This window comes from Streptomyces hyaluromycini (genome assembly GCF_002217755.1).
Taxonomy (GTDB): Bacteria; Actinomycetota; Actinomycetes; order Streptomycetales; family Streptomycetaceae; genus Streptomyces; species Streptomyces hyaluromycini.
The window spans coordinates 288849-309991 of the sequence record NZ_BCFL01000022.1 but is presented as its reverse complement, the minus strand read 5'-3'; the positions used below and the strand labels follow the sequence as shown (position 1 = coordinate 309991).

Below are 21143 nucleotides of genomic sequence, written 5' to 3'. Positions count from 1 at the left end.
CGTCAGCCGCCGAGTGCGGTGTTCACCACCGCCTTGGCCTCCTCCTGTACCCGGGCCAGGTGGTCGGGGCCCCGGAAGGACTCGGCGTAGATCTTGTAGACGTCCTCGGTGCCGGACGGGCGGGCCGCGAACCAGGCGTTCTGGGTGGTCACCTTGATCCCGCCGATCGCCGCGCCGTTGCCCGGTGCCTCGGTGAGGACGGCGGTGACCGGCTCCCCCGCCAGGGTCTCGGCGGCGACCTGGGCCGGGGAGAGCTGGGCGAGGAGGGCCTTCTCCTCGCGGGAGGCGGGGGCGTCGATGCGGGCGTAGGCGGGTTCGCCGAAGCGGGCGGTGAGGTCGGCGTAGTGCTCGGAGGGGGTCTTGTCCGTCACGGCCGTGATCTCGGAGGCGAGCAGGGCGAGCAGGATGCCGTCCTTGTCGGTGGTCCACACCGAGCCGTCCCGGCGCAGGAAGGAGGCGCCGGCCGACTCCTCGCCGCCGAACCCGATGGCGCCGCCGGCCAGTCCGTCCACGAACCACTTGAACCCGACGGGCACTTCGACCAACTGCCGGCCGAGGTCGGCGGCGACCCGGTCGATCATCGAGGAGGAGACGAGGGTCTTGCCGATGCCGGTGCTCGCCGGCCACCGGTCGCGGTGGCGGTAGAGGTAGGAGATGGCCACGGCCAGGTAGTGGTTGGGGTTCATCAGGCCGGCGTCGCGGGTGACGATGCCGTGCCGGTCGGCGTCGGCGTCGTTGCCGGTGGCGACGCGGAACTCGGCGCGCTTCTCGATCAGCGAGGCCATCGCGTACGGCGACGAGCAGTCCATGCGGATCTTGCCGTCCCAGTCCAGCGTCATGAACCGCCAGGTGGGGTCGGTGTACGGGTTGACCACGGTGAGGTCGAGCCCGTGCCGTTCGGCGATCCGGCCCCAGTAGGCGACGGAGGCGCCGCCGAGCGGGTCGGCGCCGATCCGCAGCCCGGACGCCCGGACCGCGTCGAGGTCGAGGACGCTGGGGAGGTCGTCGACGTAGGTGCCGAGGAAGTCGTACCGGCCGGTGGTGGGCGCGGCGAGCGCGCGCTCGTACGGGACGCGCTGTACGTCCTTCAGCCCGCCCGCGATGATCTGGTTGGCGCGGTCCTGGATCCAGGAGGTGGCGTCGGAGGCGGCGGGGCCGCCGCTGGGCGGGTTGTACTTGAAGCCGCCGTCGGCGGGCGGGTTGTGCGAGGGGGTGACCACGACGCCGTCCGCGAGGCCGGTCGTACGGCCCCGGTTGTGGGTGAGGACGGCGTGCGAGACGGCGGGGGTGGGGGTGTAGCCGTCGGCGCTGTCGATGAGGACGGTCACGCCGTTGGCCGCGAAGACCTCCAGTGCGGTGACCTTGGCGGGCTCGGACAGGGCGTGGGTGTCGGCGCCGAGGAAGAGGGGGCCGTCGGTGCCCTGGCCGCTGCGGTACTCGCAGATGGCCTGGCTGGTGGCGGCGATGTGGTCCTCGTTGAACGCGGTCGCCAGCGACGATCCGCGGTGACCCGAGGTGCCGAACGCCACCCGCTGGGCCGGGTCGGACGGGTCGGGGTGCAGCGCGTAGTAGGCCGTGACCAGCCGGGCCACGTCGACGAGGTCCTCCGGAGCCGCCGGCCGGCCCGCTCGCTCATGCGGCATGAGTCCACTTCCTCCGCAGTCGTTGATCGATCGCTCGCCGCCCATCTTTCCTTGTCTGCGGCCGCGGACGCGAGTGCGGCACCGGTCGCGCGCCGAAGACACGGCGGGTTCACGGCGGGTTCACAGCAGTCGTAGCGCGTCCGGGGCCCGCTCTTCGAAGATGCCGACCAGCCAGTCGAAGACGGTGGCCCCGCGTCCGGCACGGGCCTCGGCCAACTCCGCCGCGACGGCCCCACGGTTGGTCGGGTGGCAGCGGGCGAGCCGGATTTCCAGTTGGCGGGCGGTCTCCGCATGGCCCAGATGGGCGCGGGACGTCTCGTGGTCGCGCCACTCGAAGACGTAGTCGCCGTCGTCGGGCGTGCCGAAGCCGCCGCTGAGACAGTCGGCGAACGCGTCGAGGTTACGGCCGAAGTAACCGCCGGGCCCGTTGACCGCCTCGCCGATCACCCGCCAGAAGTCCTCCAGGGTCCTGATCGCGGTGCCGTCCAGTACATAAGTCGCCGTCACGACCCGCAGGATACGGCCCCGTCGGCCGGACACCCGCAAGCATTGAATGCGCACGCCGGCACCCGCAGGGGAACCACAGACCCCATCATCGATATATCGTGATACTTCACAGACCGTATCGATGGTGTTGACCGCAGGAATCGAGGGGTTCGGGATGTCGACCGAGCACGCCACCAGTCCGCTGCACTTCGCGCTCATCGACGGCTGGCCGGTCGACTCGGGCCCCTCGCTGGCCCGCCAGGTCATGGAGACCGTCGCACCGCAACTGCGCCCGGGTGCGCCGGTGATGAACGACAACGCCGAGCCCGACTACCTGGACTGCATCCGCGACCGGGCCAACGGCTTCCGCACCCTCTCGCTGCCGCTCAAGGGCTCGACGGAGCTGTCGGTGAAGGTGGGACCGTTCGCCGGCACGTGAGGCCGGGACGGCGAACGCGCGAGGCCCCCGGACGGTGGCGGATTCCAGGGGTCGTTGCAACACAGGTGATCAACTGGCTGTGGCCAGGAGCTTAGCGAGGCGCTCGGCTGGGGTTTCCCAGCCGAGCGTTTTGCGTGGGCGGCTGTTGAGTTCGGCGGCGACGGCCGCCAGGTCCTGGGGAGTGTGGGCGGCCAGGTCGGTGCCTTTCGGGAAGTACTGCCGCAGCAGGCCGTTGGTGTTCTCGTTGGAGCCGCGCTGCCAGGGGCTGGCCGGGTCGCAGAAGTAGACCGGGACGTCGGTGGCGACGGTGAAGGCCCGGTGGGCGGACATCTCCGAGCCCTGGTCCCAGGTCAGGGACCGCCAGAGGTGCCGCGGGAGGGTCTGGACGGTCGCGGCGAGCGCGTTGCGGGTCGCGAGGCCGCTGTGGCCGTCCGGGAGGTGCACGAGCATCAGGTAGCGGGTGGAGCGCTCGACGAGAGTACCGATGGCTGACTGGCCGTTCTTGCCGATGATGAGGTCGCCCTCCCAGTGGCCCGGAACGGCCCGGTCGGCCACCTCCGCAGGCCTCTCGCTGATCATGATCATGTTCTTGACCGGCCGGTTGATCCGCCTGTCGGCGTGACGGTTCGGGCGCCGCATAGCCCTGCCGGTCCGCAGCGCCCGGGTCAGCTCGCGGCGGAGTTCTCCGCGGCCCTGGACGTAAAGGGCCTGGTAGATCGTCTCGTGGACCACGTGCATCTCCGGACGGTCGGGGAAGCGGGTCCGCAGAGCCTGGCAGATCTGCTCCGGGCTCCACCGCATCGCGAGGTGGTTCTGGATGAAGTCCCGCAGCTCGGCGTTCTGGCCGATCTTGCCCGCCTTGGGCCGGGGACGGCGTCGTTCGGCGCGGCGGTGAGCGTGAAAGGGCTGGTAACTCCATCCACCCTTGGGCATGGCCCGGCGGTTGCGGCGTATCTCGCGGCTGATGGTGGACGGGCTGCGGCCCAGTTCGCCAGCGATCTGCCGGACGGATGCTTTCTCACGCAACCGGTCGGCGATGTGGATGCGGTCATGCTCCTGGAGATAGTGCGACGGCCGAGGCGGCCCCTCCGACTCCGGGTAGACAGACATCTGCCCGGTCCCCTGATAGATCGGAGAAACCGCCTTGCTGTCGCCGGAGGCACGCCGGCCGTTCCGCCACCTCTTGCCCGTGCGGAGGTTGATCCCGACGATACGGGCCGCTTCCCGGGTGCTGTAACCCTGCTCCATGAGCTGGAAGTATGCGGCCCGCTCCCGGGTCAGCTTCCCGCCCCCAGGCTTCCTGTCCTTGCGAATCTCGAAGTCCATCGCACCCCTTGAACTGGGGTGTTGCAACGACCACTAGAACTCAAGGGTTCCCGGGGGCCCTCGCATGTCGTTCGGTGTGCCGCGGAGTCGGTCAGTGTGCCGCGGGTACCGTGCGCGCGGCGGCCGGCGCCTTCGCCGGCCTCGGGTTGAGGACGCGGTCGGCCAACTCGCCGAACAGCAGGCCGAATCCGCCCCACAGCGCCACCTGGATGGCGAGCGCCGAGAGCCGGAACCGCCACAGCAGGGTGGCCGGGAAGTCCTTCGGCACCTCGTTGACGACCGGCAGGAACCGGTACGCCAGCCCGATGAGGACGCCGAACGCGACCACCGCAAGGACGGTCGCCCACCAGGTGCCCAGCCGCGGCTGGAGCCGTTTGCCGAGGATGGTGGCGGCGACTGCGAGGAGCACGCCGAGCAGCATCATCAGGAAGTACAGCGTGGTCCGCTTGCCGATGGTGTCCGGGTCGCCCACCGACGGCGGGTTGGCCGGGTACTTCAGGAACGGCACCACGTACACGGCGGTCAGCGCGCAGCCGGACAGCAGCAGCGCGGTCGCCCGCGGCGAGAAGCGGCCGACGCGGCCGAGGGCGAAGCAGTAGGCCAGGGCGGCGATACCGCCGAAGGCGACCCCGTAGACCAGGACACCGGTGGCCAGGCCGGCGGTGGACTGCAGGGAGCGGGAGACGACCTCCATCTCGTGCTCGCGCGAGTGGGCGTCCTCGAAGCTGATGGCCTTGTCGACGTTCGGCTCACCGAGGAGGTAGGCGACGACGAGGGCGAGCAGGCCGGCGGCCAGGCCGGCGAGCATGCCCCGCACCAGGAGGTTCCGGACCGTTGCGGAGTTCATGGGTGGTACGGCGCCCCTCGCGTCAGTGGCAGGGGAAGCCGAGCAGGTGGCGGGCGTCGTGCACCCACTCGTGGACGTCCGTGCCGCTGAACACGGAGGTGGCGCCCTGTTCGGCGCCGACGAAGTAGAGCAGGATCAGCATCAGGATGCCGAAGAACACCGCCCAGGGAGCTATCGCGGAAAGCGGCAGCTTCGCGGGAACGGCGGGGGTGGTGGCTGTCGGCGGAGCGACGGTCTGCGCCATGGCAGGACCTCCTCTGGGAGTTCGCGTCCCATCTCGGTGGTGCACAGGACGACGGCCACGGGTCTGACTCACGAGCTGCCCTGGGGCCCCCGCATACAGTGGCGCGACCGTTCCGGATTTCCACCGGCTTCCGTCTCGCCGTCGTCGATATCGGACAGACCGTACCGCGTGTCAGGAGCACGGCCAAGACCGCACCACCAGGCGTGATCTTCATCTCGCGCCAGGTGGGCGGCAGGTGGGACGGCTCAGACGGGTGGGACGAGGCCCAGTTCGCGCTCGCCGAGCGGGGCGAAGAAACGGTCGACGTCCGCGGCGGTGACCTCGGCGAGGGTGCCCGGGGACCAGTGCGGGGTGCGGTCCTTGTCGACGACCTGGGCACGGATGCCCTCCACCAGGTCGGGGGTCGCGAGGGTCGCGCAGGAGACGCGGTACTCCTGGTCCAGGACCCGTTCCAGCGAGCCGAGTTGCCGGGCCCGGCGCAGCGCCTCCAGCGTGACCTTCAGGGCGGTGGGCGACTTGGCGAGCAGGGTGTCCGCGGTCTCCTTCGCCGCCGGGTCGCCGTGCGCGAGCAGCCGCTGGACGATCTCCTCGACCGTGCCGGCCGGGTAGCAGGCGTCGATCCACGCCCGGTGCCCGGCCAACTCCCCGTCCGGCGCCTGCCGGACCTGCCGGGCGAGCGCCTCGGGCACGGCCAGGGTGGCGAGGTCGGCGACGAACGCCCTGAGCGAGCCGGAGGGCATGTAGTGGTCGGCGAGTCCGCACAGCATCGCGTCGGCGGCGCCGATCTGGGCGCCGGTCAGGGCGAGATGGGTGCCGAGTTCGCCGGGCGCGCGGCCGAGCAGGTAGGTGCCGCCGACGTCGGGCACGAAGCCGATCCCGGTCTCGGGCATGGCGATCCGCGACCGCTCGGTGGCGATCCGGACGCTGCCGTGGGCAGAGACACCGACCCCGCCGCCCATCACGATGCCGTCCATCACGGCGACGTACGGCTTCGGGTACCGGGCGATGCGGGCGTTGAGCCGGTACTCGTCCCGCCAGAACGCGGCCGCGGCCGACCCGTCGCCGTCGCGGGCGTCGTCGTGGACGGCGCGGATGTCGCCGCCCGCGCACAGGCCGCGCTCCCCCGCTCCGGTGATGACGACGGTCCGGACGGCCGGGTCGTGCTCCCAGGCGGTGAGCGCCTCGTCGATGCGGCGCACCATCGCGTGGGTCAGCGCGTTGATGGCCTTCGGCCGGTTGAGCGTGAGGTGCGCGGCCCGTCCGTCGACGTGCAGCAGGACGTGTTCCTCGGCGCCGGTCATCCGGACACCTCCGCCGGGCCGCGGGGCACGATGAGGCGCATGATCTCGTCGGTTCCTTCCGGGGTCGGGTGGACGCGTGGGTCACGGACGATCTTCTCGTGCCCGTTCCGTCCACGGCACGCCGACCCGTCGCAGGACACCGACCGGCACGCGCCTGAGCCGCCGTGGCCGACGGCCGGGCGCGGCGGCCGACGGTGACGAAGGTGACGAAGGGGGCGCCGAAGAAGCGGAGTCCGCCGGTGTCGGCGCCGGCCGTCAGCCGGTAGCCGGTAGCCGGTAGCGTGCGATCTCCGGGCCGCCGGGAGCGAGCGTGCGGTCGGCCACGCCGGTCGCTCCCGCCGGGTGCGGCGTGACCGTCGGTAACGTCGCTGACGGGGCCGGGGCGGACGATCCGGCCGGACAGCGGCCGTTCGCCCCTCAATGACTGCCCCTCCGTCCATGACACGCGTGAACAGACGGTGACCGACGGGGACTTGAAGGCCACTCGCCGGGCAAGCCGGGCTGGTCAGGTCCTCGCAGCGATAACCTACCCATGGGTATGGACACTTGAGCCGTCAAGCTAGCCTCTTCCCATGGACACTCCCGAGCCTCGCTGGCTGACGGATGACGAGACGCAGTGCTGGCTCGTTCTGGCCGGGGTGCTGGTCCGGCTGCCGGCGGAGCTGGACGCGCAGTTGCAGCGGGACGCGGGAATCAGTCACTTCGAGTACCGGGTGCTGGCGGGACTCTCCGAGGCACCCGGCCGGAACCTGCGGATGAGCGAACTGGCGATGTTCGCCAACGGCTCGCTGTCCCGGCTCTCCCATGTCGCCAAGCGGCTTGAGGACCGGGGCTGGCTGCGCCGGGAGCCGGATCCGGACAACGTCCGCTTCACCGTGGCGACACTGACGGACGCCGGCTGGGAGAAGGTCGTCGACTCGGCACCCGGGCACGTGGCGGCCGTACGCCGGATGGTCCTCGATCCGCTGACCCGGTCCCAGGTCCGGCAGTTGCACGAGATCGGCCGCCGCATCCTCGCGGCGACGGACGACGCGGGCAGGCCGTTGGGCTAGGGGGTGTCGCATCCGTGTGCACCGGCCCGCCGGCCGATCGGGTGCGAGGCGAGGCCGCGCCCGGTCCGTCGGGTCCACCACCCCGGCCACAGCTGGGCGAGGCCGAAGGCCGCCTCCATCGCGAGGAAGGGCCACAGCAGCCGCGGCGCGCCATGGCCCAGCGCGTACGCCTGCCAGGTGGCGAACAGGACACGGGCCGCGCCGTCGAACAGTCCGTGCGACGGCAGCGGCCTGACGATCCGCAGGAGCGCCCAGACCACCACGACCGAACCCATCAGGTTCGCGTAGAGGGTCTGCATCGGATCGAGCGCGGGCAGGACGCCCAGCCCGAGCGCCCCGCCCATCGACGACAGAGAGTCATGGACCAGGGCGTAGGTCCAGGGCGTGGCGAATCCCGCCGTGACGACGAGGTCGTACCAGGCGCTCGCGCGCACGAGTTGGAGATAGGCGGGCCGGGAGGGGGCGGACGGACGTCTCACGGGGAGGCTCCTGCTGGTCGAGTGGCACCGGCGGCCTCGACGTCCACCAGCACCTGGTCCCGCCCTTCTACCGAGACGCCCTCGCCGGGCACGGGATCACCGAGGCGGGCGGTCGCGCCCTGCCCGGGTGGAGTCCCGGGGCTGCGCTGGAGCTGATGGATCTGCTCGGCACCGAGACGGCGATCCTGTCGGTCTCCACGCCGGGCACCGGCTTCCTCGCCGAGCCCGGCGAGGCCGCCGCCCTGGCCCGGCGGCTGAACGACTTCTCCGCCGCGCTCGCCGCCGAACACCCCGGCCGCTTCGGCTGGTTCGCCACCCTGCCCCTGCCGGACGCCGCCGCGGCCGCCCGGGAGGCCGAGCGCGCCCTCACCGGACTCGGCGCCGACGGCGTCACCCTGCTCGCCAACACCGGCGGCGACTACCTCGGGGCCGACGGCCAGGACACCCTGTGGCGGGTCCTGGACGAGCACGGCGCCGTCGCGTTCGTCCACCCGGCCGAGCTGCCCGGGCCCGCCGTGGACGGGATCCCGCCGTTCGCCGCCGACTTCCTCCTCGACACCACCCGTGCCGCCTACCTCCTGGTGCGCAACGGCGTCGTGCGCCGGTACCCGCGCATCCGGTTCGTCCTCAGCCACGCGGGCGGTTTCGTGCCGTACGCCTCCCACCGCATGGCCGTCGCGCTCGCGGCCGACACCGGGCGCAGCCCCCTGGACATCCTGGAGGACCTCCGCGGCTTCTACTTCGACACCGCGCTCTCCTCCAGCCCGGCCGCCCTGCCCACGCTGCTCGCCTTCGCCCGGCCCGGGCACGTCCTGTTCGGCAGCGACTGGCCGTTCGCGCCGGCCGCGGCGGGCCAGTACTTCGCCAACGGGCTGGACAGCGGGGTCGACCCCGGCACCCTCGCGGCCGTCGACCGCGGCAACGCCGAGGCGCTCTTCCCACGCCTGGCGGCAGGCACGCCCGCCCCGGCTCCCTCCCGTCCGCTGCACGCACGGCTGCGGCAGTCCGCGCGGCGCGCCGGTGCCCGCGCCTTCTTCAGGATGGTCCAGCCCGGTACCGGCTGAGCAGCTTCCCCGGAGGTCCGGTGAACCGGCAGGGAACTCTTGGTCATGGGTTTCCCTGGACGGCCGTTCGAGTACAAAGGGCTGCCTAACATGAGGCGATCACGAACGGTACGAACCCCCGGGAGCTCGGGATGGTGTTGTCCGGCCTCAGCTGGAGGTCGTTGCGTCCCTGGGCGGTCGTCGGTGTCGCCGTCGTATGCCTGGTGGCCGGAGTTCTGGCGCTCACGCACGACTCACGCCCCGCACACGCCGACCCGGCCGCGCTGCCGCACACCACCGTGGAGGTGTCCGCCAGCCGCTGCGGCCGGGGGTGGAGCGCGCCGGTTTCCGGTGTCCAGGTCTTCGACCTGCACAACCCGACCGACGGGGCCGCCGAGGTCCTCCTGGAGGACCCGAAGAGCCAGGCCGTGTACGGCGAGGTGGAGGACATCGGGCCCGGTACGACCCGGGAGCTGACCGTCCGGCTCGGCAAGGGCGCGTACGCCTTCAAGTGCGTGCCCGACGACGCCGACGCCGTCACCGGGCCCACAGTCCGTATCAGCAAGGGCCGCAGCGGCCCGGCCGCGGCCCCGGTCACCGAGCACGACCTGATCCCGCCCGCGCTCGCCTACCAGAAGTGGGTCGGCGGCGGCCTGTCCGACACCGTGCGGCTGACGACGGCCCTGCGGGACGCTGTCGACCGCGGCGACCTGGCCGCCGCCCGCGCCGCCTGGCTGCCCGCGCACCTGGAGTACGAGCGGCTGGGCGCGGCGTACGACGCCTTCGGGGACGCCGACGGCGCGATCAACGGCACGGACGCGGGGCTGCCCGGCGGGGTGCACGACAAGGACTTCACCGGCTTCCACCGGATCGAGTACGGCCTGTGGCACGGCGAGTCCGCCGCCAGCCTGCGCGGCCCGGCGGCCGGCCTCGTGAAGGCGGTGACCGCGCTGCGCGACGACTGGGCGCAGACCCGGATGGACCCCGCCCAACTGGGGCTGCGGGCGCACGAGATCCTGGAGAACACGGTGCAGTTCGAGCTGACCGGCCGTACCGACTACGGCAGCGGCAGCAACCTCGCCACCGCCCGCGCCAACCTCGACGGCACGGTGGAGGTCATGTCCCGGCTGCACCCGCTGCTGGCCACCCGGTACGCGGATCTGGCCGGTCTTGAGAGCGAGTTGAAGCAGGCCGGCACGGTGCTCGACGGCTTCGGGCACGGCGGCGCCTGGACACCGCTCGGCAAGCTCGGCCACCGGCAGCGCGAGGACGTCGACGCGGTCCTCGGCGACCTGGTGGAGCGGCTCGCGTCGGTGGCGACCCTGTGCGATCCGCGGAGGACGGTATGAGCACGAACGAGACGGCCGGCAAGGGCGGAGTGGGCCGCCGCGGGTTCCTGCGCGGCGCGGCCCTCGCGGGCGCGGGGCTGGCCGCCGGCGGCGCGGCCGCCCCCGGTACGGACCCCGCCACCCCCAGCACCATCGCTCCCTTCCACGGCGCCCGCCAGCAGTCCGCGATCGCCGCGCCCCGCCGGACGACGGTGTTCACGTCCTTCGACGTCACCGCCGGGAGCCGCGCCGAGCTGACCGAGCTGCTGCACACGCTCACCGACCGCGCCCGCTTCCTGACCTCGGGCGGCACCCCGGACCCGGTCGGGGTCACCGGCCCGCCCGCCGACTCGGGCGTCCTCGGGGAGCAACTGCCGTCCGGTGCGCTGGCGGTGACCGTCGGCGTCGGCGGCTCGCTCTTCGACGACCGGTACGGGCTCGGGAAACTGAGACCGCGCCGGCTGACGGAGATGCCCGCCTTCCCGGACGACGACCTGCGGCCCGAGTGGTGTCACGGCGACCTCAGTTTGCAGTTGCACGCGGACGACACCGACACCGTGCTGCACGCACTGCGCGACATCGCCCGGCACACCCGGGGCGGCATGCAGGTCCGCTGGCGGCTGGACGGCTTCACCAGTCCGCCCCGCCCGTCCGGCACCCCGCGCAACCTGTTGGGCTTCAAGGACGGCACCGCCAACCCGGAGACCACCAGCGCCCGGGAGATGGACCGGCTGGTGTGGGTCGGCAAGGACTCCGGCGAGCCGGAGTGGGCGGTCGGCGGCAGCTACCAGGTGGTGCGGCTGATCCGCATGCTGGTGGAGTTCTGGGACCGGGTCTCGCTCAGCGAGCAGGAGCGGATGTTCGGCCGTTCCCGCGAGTCCGGGGCGCCCCTGGACGGCAACGCCGAGCACGACACGCCCGATTACGCCGACGACCCGAAGGGCGACGTCATCCCGCTGGACGCGCACATCCGGCTGGCCAACCCGCGCACCACGGCCACCGCGGAGCAGCGGATCCTGCGCCGCGCCTACAACTACGACCGGGGCATGGACAGCAACGGCAACCTCGACATGGGCCTGCTGTTCAGCTGCTACCAGCAGGACCTGGCCCGGCAGTTCGAGACCGTGCAGAAGCGGCTGGCCGGGGAGCCGCTGGTCGACTACATCTCGCCGTTCGGCGGCGGCTACTTCTTCGCCCTGCCCGGCGTGCGGGACCGGAACGACTGGTTCGGACGCGCCCTGCTCACCTGAGCTTGTTCGAACAACTCCATGGCAATTCCGTAGCCCAAACGGTCAATACCCAGTCAAGGTTTGCCCCAGCATCCCTGACCCGGTGTTCATTCAGCCGCCATCATGGCTCCGCCACAGCGCCCGCAAGCGGGCGAAGCATCCCTGCCTGTACGACGCAGTGACGTTCATGCCCGGAGGGGAACCAGCATGGCCAGCACAGGAAGACGAACCGCGATGAGGAGCCTCGGCGCTCTCGCGGGGGCCGCCGCACTCACGGTCCTCGGGAGCACCGCGCCCAGCTGGGCCGCCGTACCCGCCGGGCACAGCGGCGGCTCGTCGACCGCGACCCCGATCAAGCACGTGGTCGTGCTGTTCGACGAGAACATCTCCTTCGACCACTACTTCGCGACCTACCCGAAGGCCGCGAACACCGACGGCACGAAGTTCACGGCGTCCAAGAAGACCCCGAAGGACATCGCCACCGTCGCGCACGCCGGGCTGCTCACGAAGAACCCGAACCAGTACACGCCCAAGCGGCTGTCCTCGTCGCAGGCGATGACCTGCGACCAGAACCACTCCTACGGGCCCGAGCAGCTGGCCTACGACGGCGGCAAGGCCGACCAGTTCGTGCAGAACACCGAGGTCGACAAGTGCAGCGGCGGCCTGTTCGGCGAGCCGGGCCTGGTGATGGACTACTACGACGGCAACACCGTCACCGGTCTGTGGAACTACGCCCAGCAGTACGCCCTGAACGACCGTTCCTACAGCTCGGTCTACGGCCCGTCCACGCCCGGCGCGCTCAACCTGATCTCGGGTCAGACGCACGGCGCGATCTCGGTGGACTCGGTCACCGGCAAGCAGACGTCGACCCCGGACTCGTACGCCATCGCCTCCCCGGACGCGAAGGGTGTCGGCACGGTCGTCAACGACCCCGACCCGGCCTACGACGACTGCTCCGACAAGGACCACACCAGCGCCAGCGCGCTGGCGTCGCTGCAGGGCAAGAACATCGGTGACCTGCTCAACACGAGGCACGTGACGTGGGGTTGGTTCCAGGGCGGCTTCCGCCCGTCGACGGCCTACGACGGCACGTCCGGCTCCTACGCCAAGTGCGACACCACGCACACGAACGTCGGCGGCGCCTCCGTGGTCGACTACAGCCCGCACCACAACCCGTTCTCGTACTACAAGTCGACGTCCAACCCGCACCACGTGGCGCCGAAGAACGTCAACGAGATCGGTCACAACGGCCAGGCGAACCACAACTACGACCTGACCGACTTCACCGCGGCCGCCAAGGCGGGCAAGCTCCCGGCCGTCAGCTTCCTCAAGGCCGGCGAGTACCAGGACGGCCACGCCGGCTACTCGGACCCGACCGACGAGCAGCACTTCCTCGTCAACGAGATCAACACCATCCAGAGCTCGCCGCAGTGGAAGTCCACCGCGATCGTCATCGCGTACGACGACTCCGACGGCTGGTACGACCACGCCTATGCCAAGCCCCGCAACGGCTCCACGGACTCCACCGTCGGTTCCAACGGCAAGGCCCTGGACAGCGCGGCCTGCCAGGCCGGCCCCGCCGCGACCGGCGGCTACGCCGACCGCTGCGGCCCCGGCACCCGGCAGCCGCTGCTGGTCATCTCGCCCTACAGCAAGGTGAACAAGGTCGACCACACCCAGACCGACCAGTCCTCGATCACCCGCTTCATCGAGGACAACTGGCGCACCGGCCGCGTCGGCGACCACTCCTTCGACGCGACCGCGGGCTCGCTGACGAACATGTTCGACTTCCGGCACCCCAACAACAAGCAGGTGCTGCTGAACTCGGACGGCTCCGTCAAGCACATCGGCCCGATCCGCCACGTCTCCGCGGTGAGCACCCACATCACCCCCGGCCCGGCGATGGTGAACACGGCGGCGACGACCGACTCCGGCCAGTTCCCGGCCCTTCCGGTCAGCCTCGGCGTGGGCGCCCTGGTGGCCGCCGGCGCCATGGGCTCGTACCTGACGCTGCGCCGCAGGCAGCGCACGGCCGCCTGACCCTCCCCCGCCCCGACCCGATCGGCACGGTCCTCCTCCCCGGACCGTGCCGATCGGCGTTTCGGGCGCAGGAACACGGCTGGCCGGAAATACTCACCCTTTCGGATGGAACGGGGCATTCCTGGAACGTCGGACGTGGACCGGGAGTCCTTTGGAGTGAGGGGAAAGGAACCGCAGACCACACAAGAGCCATAGAGCACACAGAACACACGGGGGTGTTCGACCTTGACCGACATCATCGACAGGATCACCGAGAGCGGCGCCGGGGAAGCGGCGCCGACGCCGGAGGAACTGGCGCCGTACGTGGCGCCGTTGCCGGTCCCGCCCGTCCTGCGGCCCGGCACCGGCGACGTCCTGCGCGAGACGGAGATCGCGCTGCGCCCGACCTGGGTCCGCCTGCACCCGCAGCTCCCGCCGACCCTGATGTGGGGGTACGACGGACAGGTGCCGGGCCCGACCATCGAGGTCCGCCGCGGCAGCGCGTCCGCATCGCCTGGACCAACCGGATCCCCAAGGGCAGTGAGTATCCGGTCACCTCGGTGCAGGTGCCGCTGCGCACCGACGGCCGCCCGCAGGCGAACACCGAGCCCGGCCGCGAGGGCGTCGAGCCGGACAAGGACGTCTTCCGGGTGCCGGGCGGCCAGGTCCTGCGCGTGATGGGGAGGTTCGACGGCGCCTACGGCCGCTTCATGTACCACTGCCATCTCCTCGAACACGAGGACATGGGGATGATGCGGCCCTTCGTGGTCATGCCCGAGGAGGCGATGAAGTTCGACCACGGCACGGCCCACGGCGGACACGGCGGGGGCCACACCGGCTGAGGGTCACGACGGGGCCGGGACATCCGCGTCGTCGCTGCCGGTCCGGGCGGGGCCGGTGGCGGCGGGCCCGTCCAGGGAGGCGAGCAGCCGCAGCCGGTCCTCGGAGTCGCTGCCGGGGCGTGCGTGATAGGTGACCAGGGTCTGGCCCGCGCTCCCGGGGATCAGAAGTTTCTCGTAGTGCAGCTCCAGCGGGCCGACCTGCGGGTGGCGCAGCAGGCTGGTCCCGGTCGACTTGTGCCGGACGTCGTGGCGGGCCCAGAGCCGGCGGAAGCGTTCGCTGCGCAGGGACAGCTCCCCGACGAGTTCCACCAGGCGCGGGTCGTCGACGTCCGCGCCGGCGACCGAGCGCAGGTAGGGGACCACTCGGGCGGTCATGGCCTCCCAGTCGGTGTGCAGCTCGCGATGCTCCGGCATGAGGAACGCGTCCAGGATCGCGTTGCGGCCCGGAGCGTGGGACGGCGAGAGCGCGCGGGCGAGCCGGTTCGCGGCGAGGACGTCCATGTACCTGCCGTGGACGTACGCCGGGGTCAGCGGCCAGCTGCCGATCAGGGTGCGGATGCCGTCGCCGGCCTTCTCCGGCCGGCGGGCGCGGCGGCCGCGGGCGGCCTGGGGAGCGGTGCCGAGCCGGATCAGGTAGGCGGTGGCCTCCTCGTCCAGCCGCAGCGCGGCGGCGATGGCGATCAGCACCTGTTCGGAGGGGTTGCGGTCGCGGCCCTGTTCCAGGCGGACGTAGTAGTCGGAGCTGACCCCGGCGAGAAAGGCGACCTCCTCGCGGCGCAGCCCGGGAACGCGGCGCTTGCCGTCGTCGGCGATACCCGCGTCGGCCGGCTGGACGAGTTCCCTGCGGGCCCTGAGATAGCCGGCCAGGGCACCCGGATCACCGACGGCTGTCATACGACCAGGGTAGGCAGCGGCCGTGCCGGCCGGGTGGCCCTGTCACTCCTAGTCCCGAGCCGTCCTGGCCGGTGCCCGCCCGGCACCGCACAGTGGGCTGTGCACCGCCCCGCCCGCCCCCCTGAGGAGCCTTCCGTGTCCGAGCTTTTCCGCACTCCGTTCGACCGGAACTCGACCGCCGCGCAGGTGATCGACGGCGTCGACCTGTCCGGCAGGCGCGCCGTCGTCACCGGCGCCGGGTCGGGGATCGGGGTGGAGACCGCGCGGGCGCTGGCGGCCGCAGGGGCCGAGGTGACCTTGGCGGTGCGCCGGCCGGAGGCGGCCGAACCGGTCGCGGCCGGACTGCGCGGGATCACCGGGAACGACGCGGTGCGTGTCGCCCACGTCGACATCGCCGACCTGGACTCCGTGACCGCGTTCACCGCCGCGTGGCGCGGACCGCTGCACATCCTGGTCAACAACGCCGGGATCATGATGCTCCCCGAGCTCGAACGGGGCAGCCGCGGCCACGAGCAGCAGTTCGCCACCAACTACCTGGGCCACTTCGCCCTCACCCTGGGCCTGCACGGCGCGCTGGCCGAGGCCGGCGGCGCCCGCGTGGTGACCGTGTCCTCCAGCGGCCACCTGTTCTCCCCGGTCGTCTTCGACGATCTCGACTACCGTTTCCGCCCCTACGACGCGCTCGGCGCCTATGGGCAGTCCAAGACCGCGGAGGTGCTGCTGGCGGTGGAGGCGGACCGCCGCTGGGCGGCCGAGGGTATCCGGGCCAATGCCCTGCACCCCGGGGCGATCGCCACCAACCTGCAGCGGCACACGGGCGGGCTGAAGACCCCGGAGCCGTACCGCAAGACGGTCGAGCAGGGCGCCGCCACCTCGGTGTTCCTCGCCGCGTCCGCCCTGGTCCAGGACGTCGGCGGACGCTACTTCGAGGACGTCAACGAGTCACCGCGGGTCACCGGGCGCCCCGCCGGACTCGGCGTGCCGGGCGTGGCCCCCTACGCGCTGGACCCCGCGAACGCCGAGCGCCTGTGGGAGCTGGCGAGCGGCATGCTGCGGTGACGCCCGCCGGCCGGCGGCAGCGGTTCGGTGTGCGGAGGGGGCGATCGGGCGTGCGGTTGTCGTCCGTCCTGCGGCACGGGATGCTGAGGGAGCACGGAGGGAAGCGGTGCCCATGGATCGTTTTCCGAACGCGGCCAACGTCGACTTCCACAGTCCTCTGGACCTCACCAAGGCCGCGGCCGCGGTGCTGGACGCCGAAGGCCGCATCTCGGGATGGGGCGCCTCGGCCCAGCGCCTCCTCGGACATCCGCCCGAGGACGTGCTCGGCCGGCCGGCGGCCCGCCTGCTGGCGGCGGATCCGGGGCAGCGGCTCTCCGCGCTCTGCACGGCGCACCGGCCCCGCAGCACGGTACTGGACCTGTCGTGCCGGGACGGGCACACCCTGCGCGCGGCCGTGACCTTCAGCCCGCTCGCGTCCCAGGGCGTGGCCGCGACCGTCGTGGTCGCGGCGGAGCTGGCGGCGCTGCGGGGCTGGGAGGCGCAGCTGGCCATGCTGCAGGGGCTGGCCACGGAGTCCTCCGTGGGTCTGACGATCTTCGACACGGACATGCGCGTCGTCTGGGGGAACGTCTCCACCGATCTGGAGCTCGCGGGGATCGCCCAGTACATCGGCCGCCCGGCCGAGGACCTCTTTCCCGAGGGGGAGTTCATCTCCCGCCACCACCCTCCGGACGAGGACCAGATCATGGAGCACGTGCTCACGACGGGCGAGCCGATCATGGGCATGCACTATCGCGGGCGGGCTCCCGCCGACCCGGTGCGCGAGCACGTCTGGTCCTGCTCGTACCACCGGCTGGTGGACGCCAGAGGCGAGCCGCTGGGGCTGTTCGAGGAGTCCCTGGACATCACCGACCGCTACCGCGCCCAGGAGCGGCTGTCCCTGCTGGTGCGGGCGGGCAAGCGCATCGGCGCCTCGCTGGACGTACGCCGTACGGCAGCGGAGCTCGCCGACGTGGCGGTGCCGCAGCTGGCCGACGAGGTGCTGGTGGACCTGCCGCCGGCGGTCATCGAGGGCCGGCAGCCGCCGACGGGTTCGGCGCCGGGGCACAGTCTGCTGCGGATGCACGGCCGCACCCCGGAGGAGTTCCGGACCACTCCCGTCTCCTATCCGCCGTCGTCGCCGCAGGCGCTGAGTCTGGCCACCAGCCGCCCCGTCGTCGACGCCGCCAAGCACGGCTCGGCGGACGAACCGGCATCGGCGGACCGGCGCTCCAGCCTGTTCGTCCCGCTGGTCGCCCGGGACGCGGTCCTCGGCCTCGCCACCTTCCGGCGCAGCAGCAACCCCGACCCCTTCGGCCCCGAGGAGCAGACGCTCGCCGTGGAGCTGACCGAGCGCGCCGCCGTCGGCATCGACAACGCCCGCCGGTACACCAGCCAGCACGCGGCGGCCCTGGTGCTGCAGCGGAGCCTGCTGCCACAGCACCTGCCCGAGCAGAGCGCGGTCGACGTGGCCTACCGCTACCTGCCGGCCGACAGCCGGGTCGGGGTGGGCGGCGACTGGTTCGACCTGATCCCGCTGTCCGGTGCCCGGGTGGGGCTGACCGTCGGCGACGTGGTCGGCCACGGTGTGCACGCGGCAGCGACCATGGGCCGACTGCGCGCCACCGTACGGACCCTGGCCCTGCTGGACCTGGACCCGGCCGAGCTGCTCACCCGCCTCGACGGCCTGGTGGCGCAGGACTCCGAGTCCCGCGCGGACGACGGGCTGGGCGACGAGGCGCTCGGGGTGACCTGCCTGTACGCGATCTACGACCCGGTCAGCGGCCGCTGTGTCTGGGCGAGCGCGGGCCATCCCCCGCCGATCGTGGCCGACGCGAGCGGCTCGGTGGCGCTGTCCGCGCTGGCGCCGGGACCGCCGCTGGGGCTGGGCAGCCTGCCCTACGAGAACGTCGAGCTGAGCCTGTCCAGCGGCAGCGTGGTGGCGTTCTTCACCGACGGCGTCGTGGAGGACCGGCGTACCGACATCGACAGCGGTATCGACCGCCTCGCCCATGTGCTCACCTGGCAGCGGTGCCCGTTGGAGGAGCTGTGCGACCGGGCGCTGTCGACCCTGCCGCCGGGGCCGCAGGCGGACGACGCCACGCTGCTGCTGGTGCGCACCCGGCGACTGGGCGCCGGCCAGGTCGCGGACCTGGAGCTGCCGCCGGACCCGGCGATGGTGGCCCGGGCCCGCACGGACACCGAGCGCCAGCTGGAGACCTGGGGCCTGTCCGAGCTGGCGTTCACCGCGGAGCTGGTGGTGAGCGAGCTGGTCACCAACAGCATCCGGTACGCCACCGGGCCCGTGCTGCTGAGGCTGATCAGGGACCGCAGCCTGCTGTGCGAGGTCTCCGACAACGCGCACACGGCACCGCACCTGCGGCGGGCCCGCCGGGACGACGAGGGAGGCCGCGGCCTGTTCCTCGTCGCCCAGATGTCCCAGCGCTGGGGCACCCGTTACACAGGTTCCGGGAAGACCATCTGGGCCGAACTGGCCATCCCCTGAGCCTGAGTAGGCTTGCGGCTGATCGAAGCAGGTCAAGTACCCATATCGACTTACCCATATCGCCGCACCCGTTCCGCCGAGAAGGAGCAGCCCGATCGACGAGCATCCGACCTTCGCGCAGCTGCTGCGCCGGCATCGGCGCGCGGCCCGTCTGACCCTGGAGCAGCTGGCCGAGGCCTCGGGGGTCAGTGCGCGCACCCTGTCGGACATCGAGCGCGGCCGGAGCAAGGGCCCCCATGAGCGGACCGTCACCGCCGTCGCGGACGCGCTGTCCCTCGGGGACGACGCCCGTCGGCAACTCCTGGAACTGGCACGGGGAGCCCGCCTGCGGGACCACTGGACGCGACCCACCGGGCTGTGCGAACTGCCCCGTTCCGTCGACGACTTCACCGGCCGCGCCGCCGAACTGGCCTGGGTCGACCATCTCGTGCGCAGCGACCTCGGCCCCGGGGTCGCCGTGGTGGGGCTGGTGACCGGCTCGGCCGGGCTGGGGAAGACCACGTTCACGGTCCGGGCCGCCCACGCGGTACGGCGGGGCTTCCCCGACGGGGTGTTCTTCGTCGACCTGTTCGGCATGTCCCAGCGGCCGCTGCCCGTCGACGACGCGCTGGCGCTGCTCCTCGGCGCGCTCGGGGTCGCCGCCCAGCAGGTGCCGGCCGACACCCACGGGCGTGCCTCCCTGTACCGCTCGCTGCTGCGGGAGCGCCGGGTCCTCGTCCTGCTCGACAACGCCGCGTCCGAGGAGCAGGTGCGCCCGCTGCTGCCGGCCGGGGGCGCGGCCAGGGTGCTGGTCACCAGCCGCCGGCTGCTGTCCGGCCTGGAGGGCGTGCGCCGGCTGGTGCTCGGCCCGCTGCAGCTGCCGGAGGCCACCGAACTGCTGACCGGCATCCTCGGCGAGCGGTCCGCCACCGACGGGGAGCCGGCGCTCACCCGGCTCGCGCAGCTGTGCGGCGGGCTGCCGCTGGCGCTTCGCATCATCGGCAACCGGCTGGTGAGCCGGCCCGACTGGGGCGCGGACGAGCTCGCCCGCCGGCTGGCCGACGAGGAGCGCCGCCTGGAGCAGTTCAGGGCCGGCGACCTCAAGATCGCCAATGCGTTCGGGATGTCGTACGAGCAACTCGCGCCCGCCGCGCGGCGGATCTTCCGCAGGCTGGCCGTCGTGCCCGGCCGGGACGTGGACGCCGCGCTCGCCGCGGTGGCCGGCGGGACCTCGGCCGAGGACGCCTGGGACGCGCTCGACGACCTGGTCGACCTGGGTCTGCTTCAGGACACCGCCGAGGGCCGCTACCGCTTCCACGACCTGGTCCGGCTCTTCGCCCGGGACCGGCTGCAGCGGGAGGAGACGGCCGCCGAGCGCGCCGCGCTGGCCGAGCGGACGACGTCGTGGCTGCTGCGGACGGCGACGGCCGCCGGCGCGTGGTTCGGGCCCGCGGACAGCCGTCCGGAGGTGCCCGACGCGGGGCTCGCGGGACTCGCTCCCCTGGCGTCCGCGGAGGAGGCGGACGAGTGGCTGCGCGCCGGTGTGGACAACTGGCTGGGTGCGTTGCGGCTCGCGGCGGAGGGCGGACGGCACACCGAGGTGCTCGACTGCGCCGAGTCGATGGGGTGGTACTCCGAGCGGTGGGTGCACGGGCCGCACTGGAACGAGGTCTTCACCCTCGGCGCCATGGCCGCCGCGGCCCTCGGTGACCATGGGCGGCACGCGGCCCAGCTGAACCATGTGGCCTGGGTGCACGGGGTGCAGACGCTCGACGCGGAGGCCGTCCTGCGCTGCACGGCCGAGGCGATGGACCTCGCCGCCCGCAGCGGCGCCACGGCGCAGATCGCGTGGGCGCACTGCCGTGCCGTACCGGGCTACCGGCTGCTCGGGCGGCTCGACGAGGCCGCCGCGTCGGCGTCGCGGGCGGCGGAGATGTTCAAGGGGCTCGGTGACACCCGCGCCTACTGTTCGAGCCTCGTCAACCTCGGTCTCTGCCGGCGGGACCAGGGGCGCCACGAGGAGGCGCTGGAGAGTCTCCGCGAAGTGGTCGCCCTCGCGGGCGCCGCGGGTTCGGGGATGACCCCGGGCACCGCGGCGTTCGTGCGGCGGCACGCGCTCGCCCCGCTCGGCGGGTCCCTGGCGCTGCTGGGCCGTCGGGCCGAGGCCGTCGCGGCGCTCACCGAGGCCACCGCTCCGGGCGAGCGGCTCGATCCCAGCCACTGGCAGGCCGGCGCCCTGGAGCAGCTGGCGGCGCTGCTGGCCGAGGAGGGCCGCGACGCGGAGAGCCGCCTGGCCTACGAGCGGGCGGCCCTCATGTTCGAGACGCTCGGCGACGCCGACGCACACCACCGTTGCGCGGCCCGGGCCACCGCCGCGCCCTGACCCCGCCGGCTGCCCGAACGTGCGGTGTTTCTGCGTGCTGTTCTGCGTGGTCCGGCCGCGGCGGC

The 21143-nt window shown here is 72.5% G+C and carries 16 protein-coding genes, 3 pseudogenes and 1 riboswitch; of the genes and pseudogenes, 11 read left to right on the top strand and 8 right to left on the bottom strand.

Annotated elements, in window-relative coordinates; all coding sequences use genetic code 11:
* Positions 1–2: 2 nt before the first annotated feature.
* Together pgm and SSP29_RS56520 are read right to left on the bottom strand one after the other, a co-directional pair.
* Positions 3–1643, bottom strand: a complete 1641-nt coding sequence (gene pgm / locus SSP29_RS28165; RefSeq protein ID WP_089103612.1) for a phosphoglucomutase (alpha-D-glucose-1,6-bisphosphate-dependent) — start codon at positions 1641–1643, stop codon at positions 3–5.
* A gap of 120 nt (positions 1644–1763) precedes the next feature.
* Positions 1764–2150, bottom strand: a complete 387-nt coding sequence (locus SSP29_RS56520; RefSeq protein ID WP_089103794.1) for a barstar family protein — start codon at positions 2148–2150, stop codon at positions 1764–1766.
* 154 nt (positions 2151–2304) lie between these two features.
* Here SSP29_RS56520 and SSP29_RS56515 point away from each other — a divergent pair, with 154 nt between their 5' ends.
* Positions 2305–2568, top strand: a complete 264-nt coding sequence (locus tag SSP29_RS56515; RefSeq protein ID WP_218036922.1) for a hypothetical protein — start codon at positions 2305–2307, stop codon at positions 2566–2568.
* 69 nt (positions 2569–2637) lie between these two features.
* On the opposite strand, the gene SSP29_RS28150 is transcribed toward SSP29_RS56515, so the two are convergent.
* The 4 genes from SSP29_RS28150 to SSP29_RS28135 all read right to left on the bottom strand — a co-directional run bounded on the left by SSP29_RS28150 (position 2638) and on the right by SSP29_RS28135 (position 6286).
* Positions 2638–3894: an IS30 family transposase gene (locus tag SSP29_RS28150; protein WP_089103611.1), complete on the bottom strand. Its 1257-nt coding sequence runs from the start codon at positions 3892–3894 to the stop codon at positions 2638–2640.
* A gap of 91 nt (positions 3895–3985) precedes the next feature.
* A complete protein-coding gene (locus SSP29_RS28145; protein ID WP_089103610.1) occupies positions 3986–4741 on the bottom strand; it encodes a CbtA family protein in 756 nt (251 codons plus the stop codon).
* Between the two features lie 22 nt (positions 4742–4763).
* On the bottom strand, positions 4764–4985 hold the full coding sequence (locus SSP29_RS28140; RefSeq protein WP_089103609.1) for a CbtB domain-containing protein: 222 nt from the start codon (positions 4983–4985) through the stop codon (positions 4764–4766).
* Positions 4986–5020: 35 nt separating this feature from the next.
* Positions 5021–5164, bottom strand: a riboswitch (cobalamin riboswitch).
* 66 nt (positions 5165–5230) lie between these two features.
* The gene (locus SSP29_RS28135; protein ID WP_089103608.1) at positions 5231–6286 is read right to left on the bottom strand and encodes an enoyl-CoA hydratase/isomerase family protein; all 1056 of its coding nucleotides are present in this window, start codon (positions 6284–6286) and stop codon (positions 5231–5233) included.
* 572 nt (positions 6287–6858) lie between these two features.
* Between SSP29_RS28135 and SSP29_RS28130 the strand changes: the two genes are divergently transcribed.
* Positions 6859–7338, top strand: coding sequence for a MarR family winged helix-turn-helix transcriptional regulator (locus SSP29_RS28130; RefSeq protein ID WP_089103607.1), 480 nt, complete (start codon positions 6859–6861; stop codon positions 7336–7338).
* Here SSP29_RS28130 and SSP29_RS28125 read toward each other — a convergent pair.
* Positions 7335–7817 carry a hypothetical protein gene (locus tag SSP29_RS28125; protein ID WP_089103606.1) on the bottom strand — a complete coding sequence of 161 codons (483 nt, stop codon included), beginning with the start codon at positions 7815–7817 and terminating at the stop codon, positions 7335–7337. The genes SSP29_RS28130 and SSP29_RS28125 overlap by 4 nt on opposite strands.
* Before the next feature lie 35 nt (positions 7818–7852).
* On the opposite strand from SSP29_RS28125, the pseudogene SSP29_RS28120 reads away from it, so the two are divergent.
* The 5 genes and pseudogenes from SSP29_RS28120 to SSP29_RS60030 all read left to right on the top strand — a co-directional run.
* Positions 7853–8881: pseudogene (locus SSP29_RS28120) on the top strand (amidohydrolase family protein); the annotation flags it as partial.
* Positions 8882–9012: 131 nt separating this feature from the next.
* Positions 9013–10209 (top strand): EfeM/EfeO family lipoprotein, encoded by a 1197-nt coding sequence (locus SSP29_RS28115; protein WP_089103604.1) that lies wholly within the window; start codon positions 9013–9015, stop codon positions 10207–10209.
* Positions 10206–11438, top strand: coding sequence for an iron uptake transporter deferrochelatase/peroxidase subunit (efeB, locus tag SSP29_RS28110; RefSeq protein WP_089103603.1), 1233 nt, complete (start codon positions 10206–10208; stop codon positions 11436–11438). The genes SSP29_RS28115 and efeB overlap by 4 nt, the downstream gene beginning before the upstream one ends.
* 213 nt (positions 11439–11651) lie before the next feature.
* Positions 11652–13457, top strand: a complete 1806-nt coding sequence (locus SSP29_RS28105) for a phospholipase C (protein ID WP_089103602.1) — start codon at positions 11652–11654, stop codon at positions 13455–13457.
* Positions 13458–13682: 225 nt separating this feature from the next.
* Positions 13683–14278, top strand: a pseudogene (locus SSP29_RS60030) (multicopper oxidase domain-containing protein).
* Positions 14279–14281: 3 nt separating this feature from the next.
* Here the strand turns inward: SSP29_RS60030 and SSP29_RS28095 are convergent.
* Complete coding sequence (locus SSP29_RS28095; protein ID WP_089103601.1) at positions 14282–15172, bottom strand: helix-turn-helix domain-containing protein; 891 nt, start codon at positions 15170–15172, stop codon at positions 14282–14284.
* A gap of 135 nt (positions 15173–15307) precedes the next feature.
* Between SSP29_RS28095 and SSP29_RS56505 the strand changes: the two genes are divergently transcribed.
* The 4 genes and pseudogenes from SSP29_RS56505 (at position 15308) to SSP29_RS28075 (ending at position 21078) form a co-directional block, all read left to right on the top strand.
* Positions 15308–16231 (top strand): SDR family NAD(P)-dependent oxidoreductase, encoded by a 924-nt coding sequence (locus SSP29_RS56505; protein WP_089103600.1) that lies wholly within the window; start codon positions 15308–15310, stop codon positions 16229–16231.
* A 112-nt stretch (positions 16232–16343) separates the two neighbouring features.
* Positions 16344–18716 carry a SpoIIE family protein phosphatase gene (locus tag SSP29_RS28085; protein ID WP_089103599.1) on the top strand — a complete coding sequence of 791 codons (2373 nt, stop codon included), beginning with the start codon at positions 16344–16346 and terminating at the stop codon, positions 18714–18716.
* 58 nt (positions 18717–18774) lie between these two features.
* Positions 18775–19005 (top strand): annotated as a pseudogene (locus SSP29_RS61285) (helix-turn-helix domain-containing protein); the annotation flags it as partial.
* A 138-nt stretch (positions 19006–19143) separates the two neighbouring features.
* A complete protein-coding gene (locus tag SSP29_RS28075) occupies positions 19144–21078 on the top strand; it encodes a tetratricopeptide repeat protein (RefSeq protein WP_089103598.1) in 1935 nt (644 codons plus the stop codon).
* Positions 21079–21143: the final 65 nt, after the last annotated feature.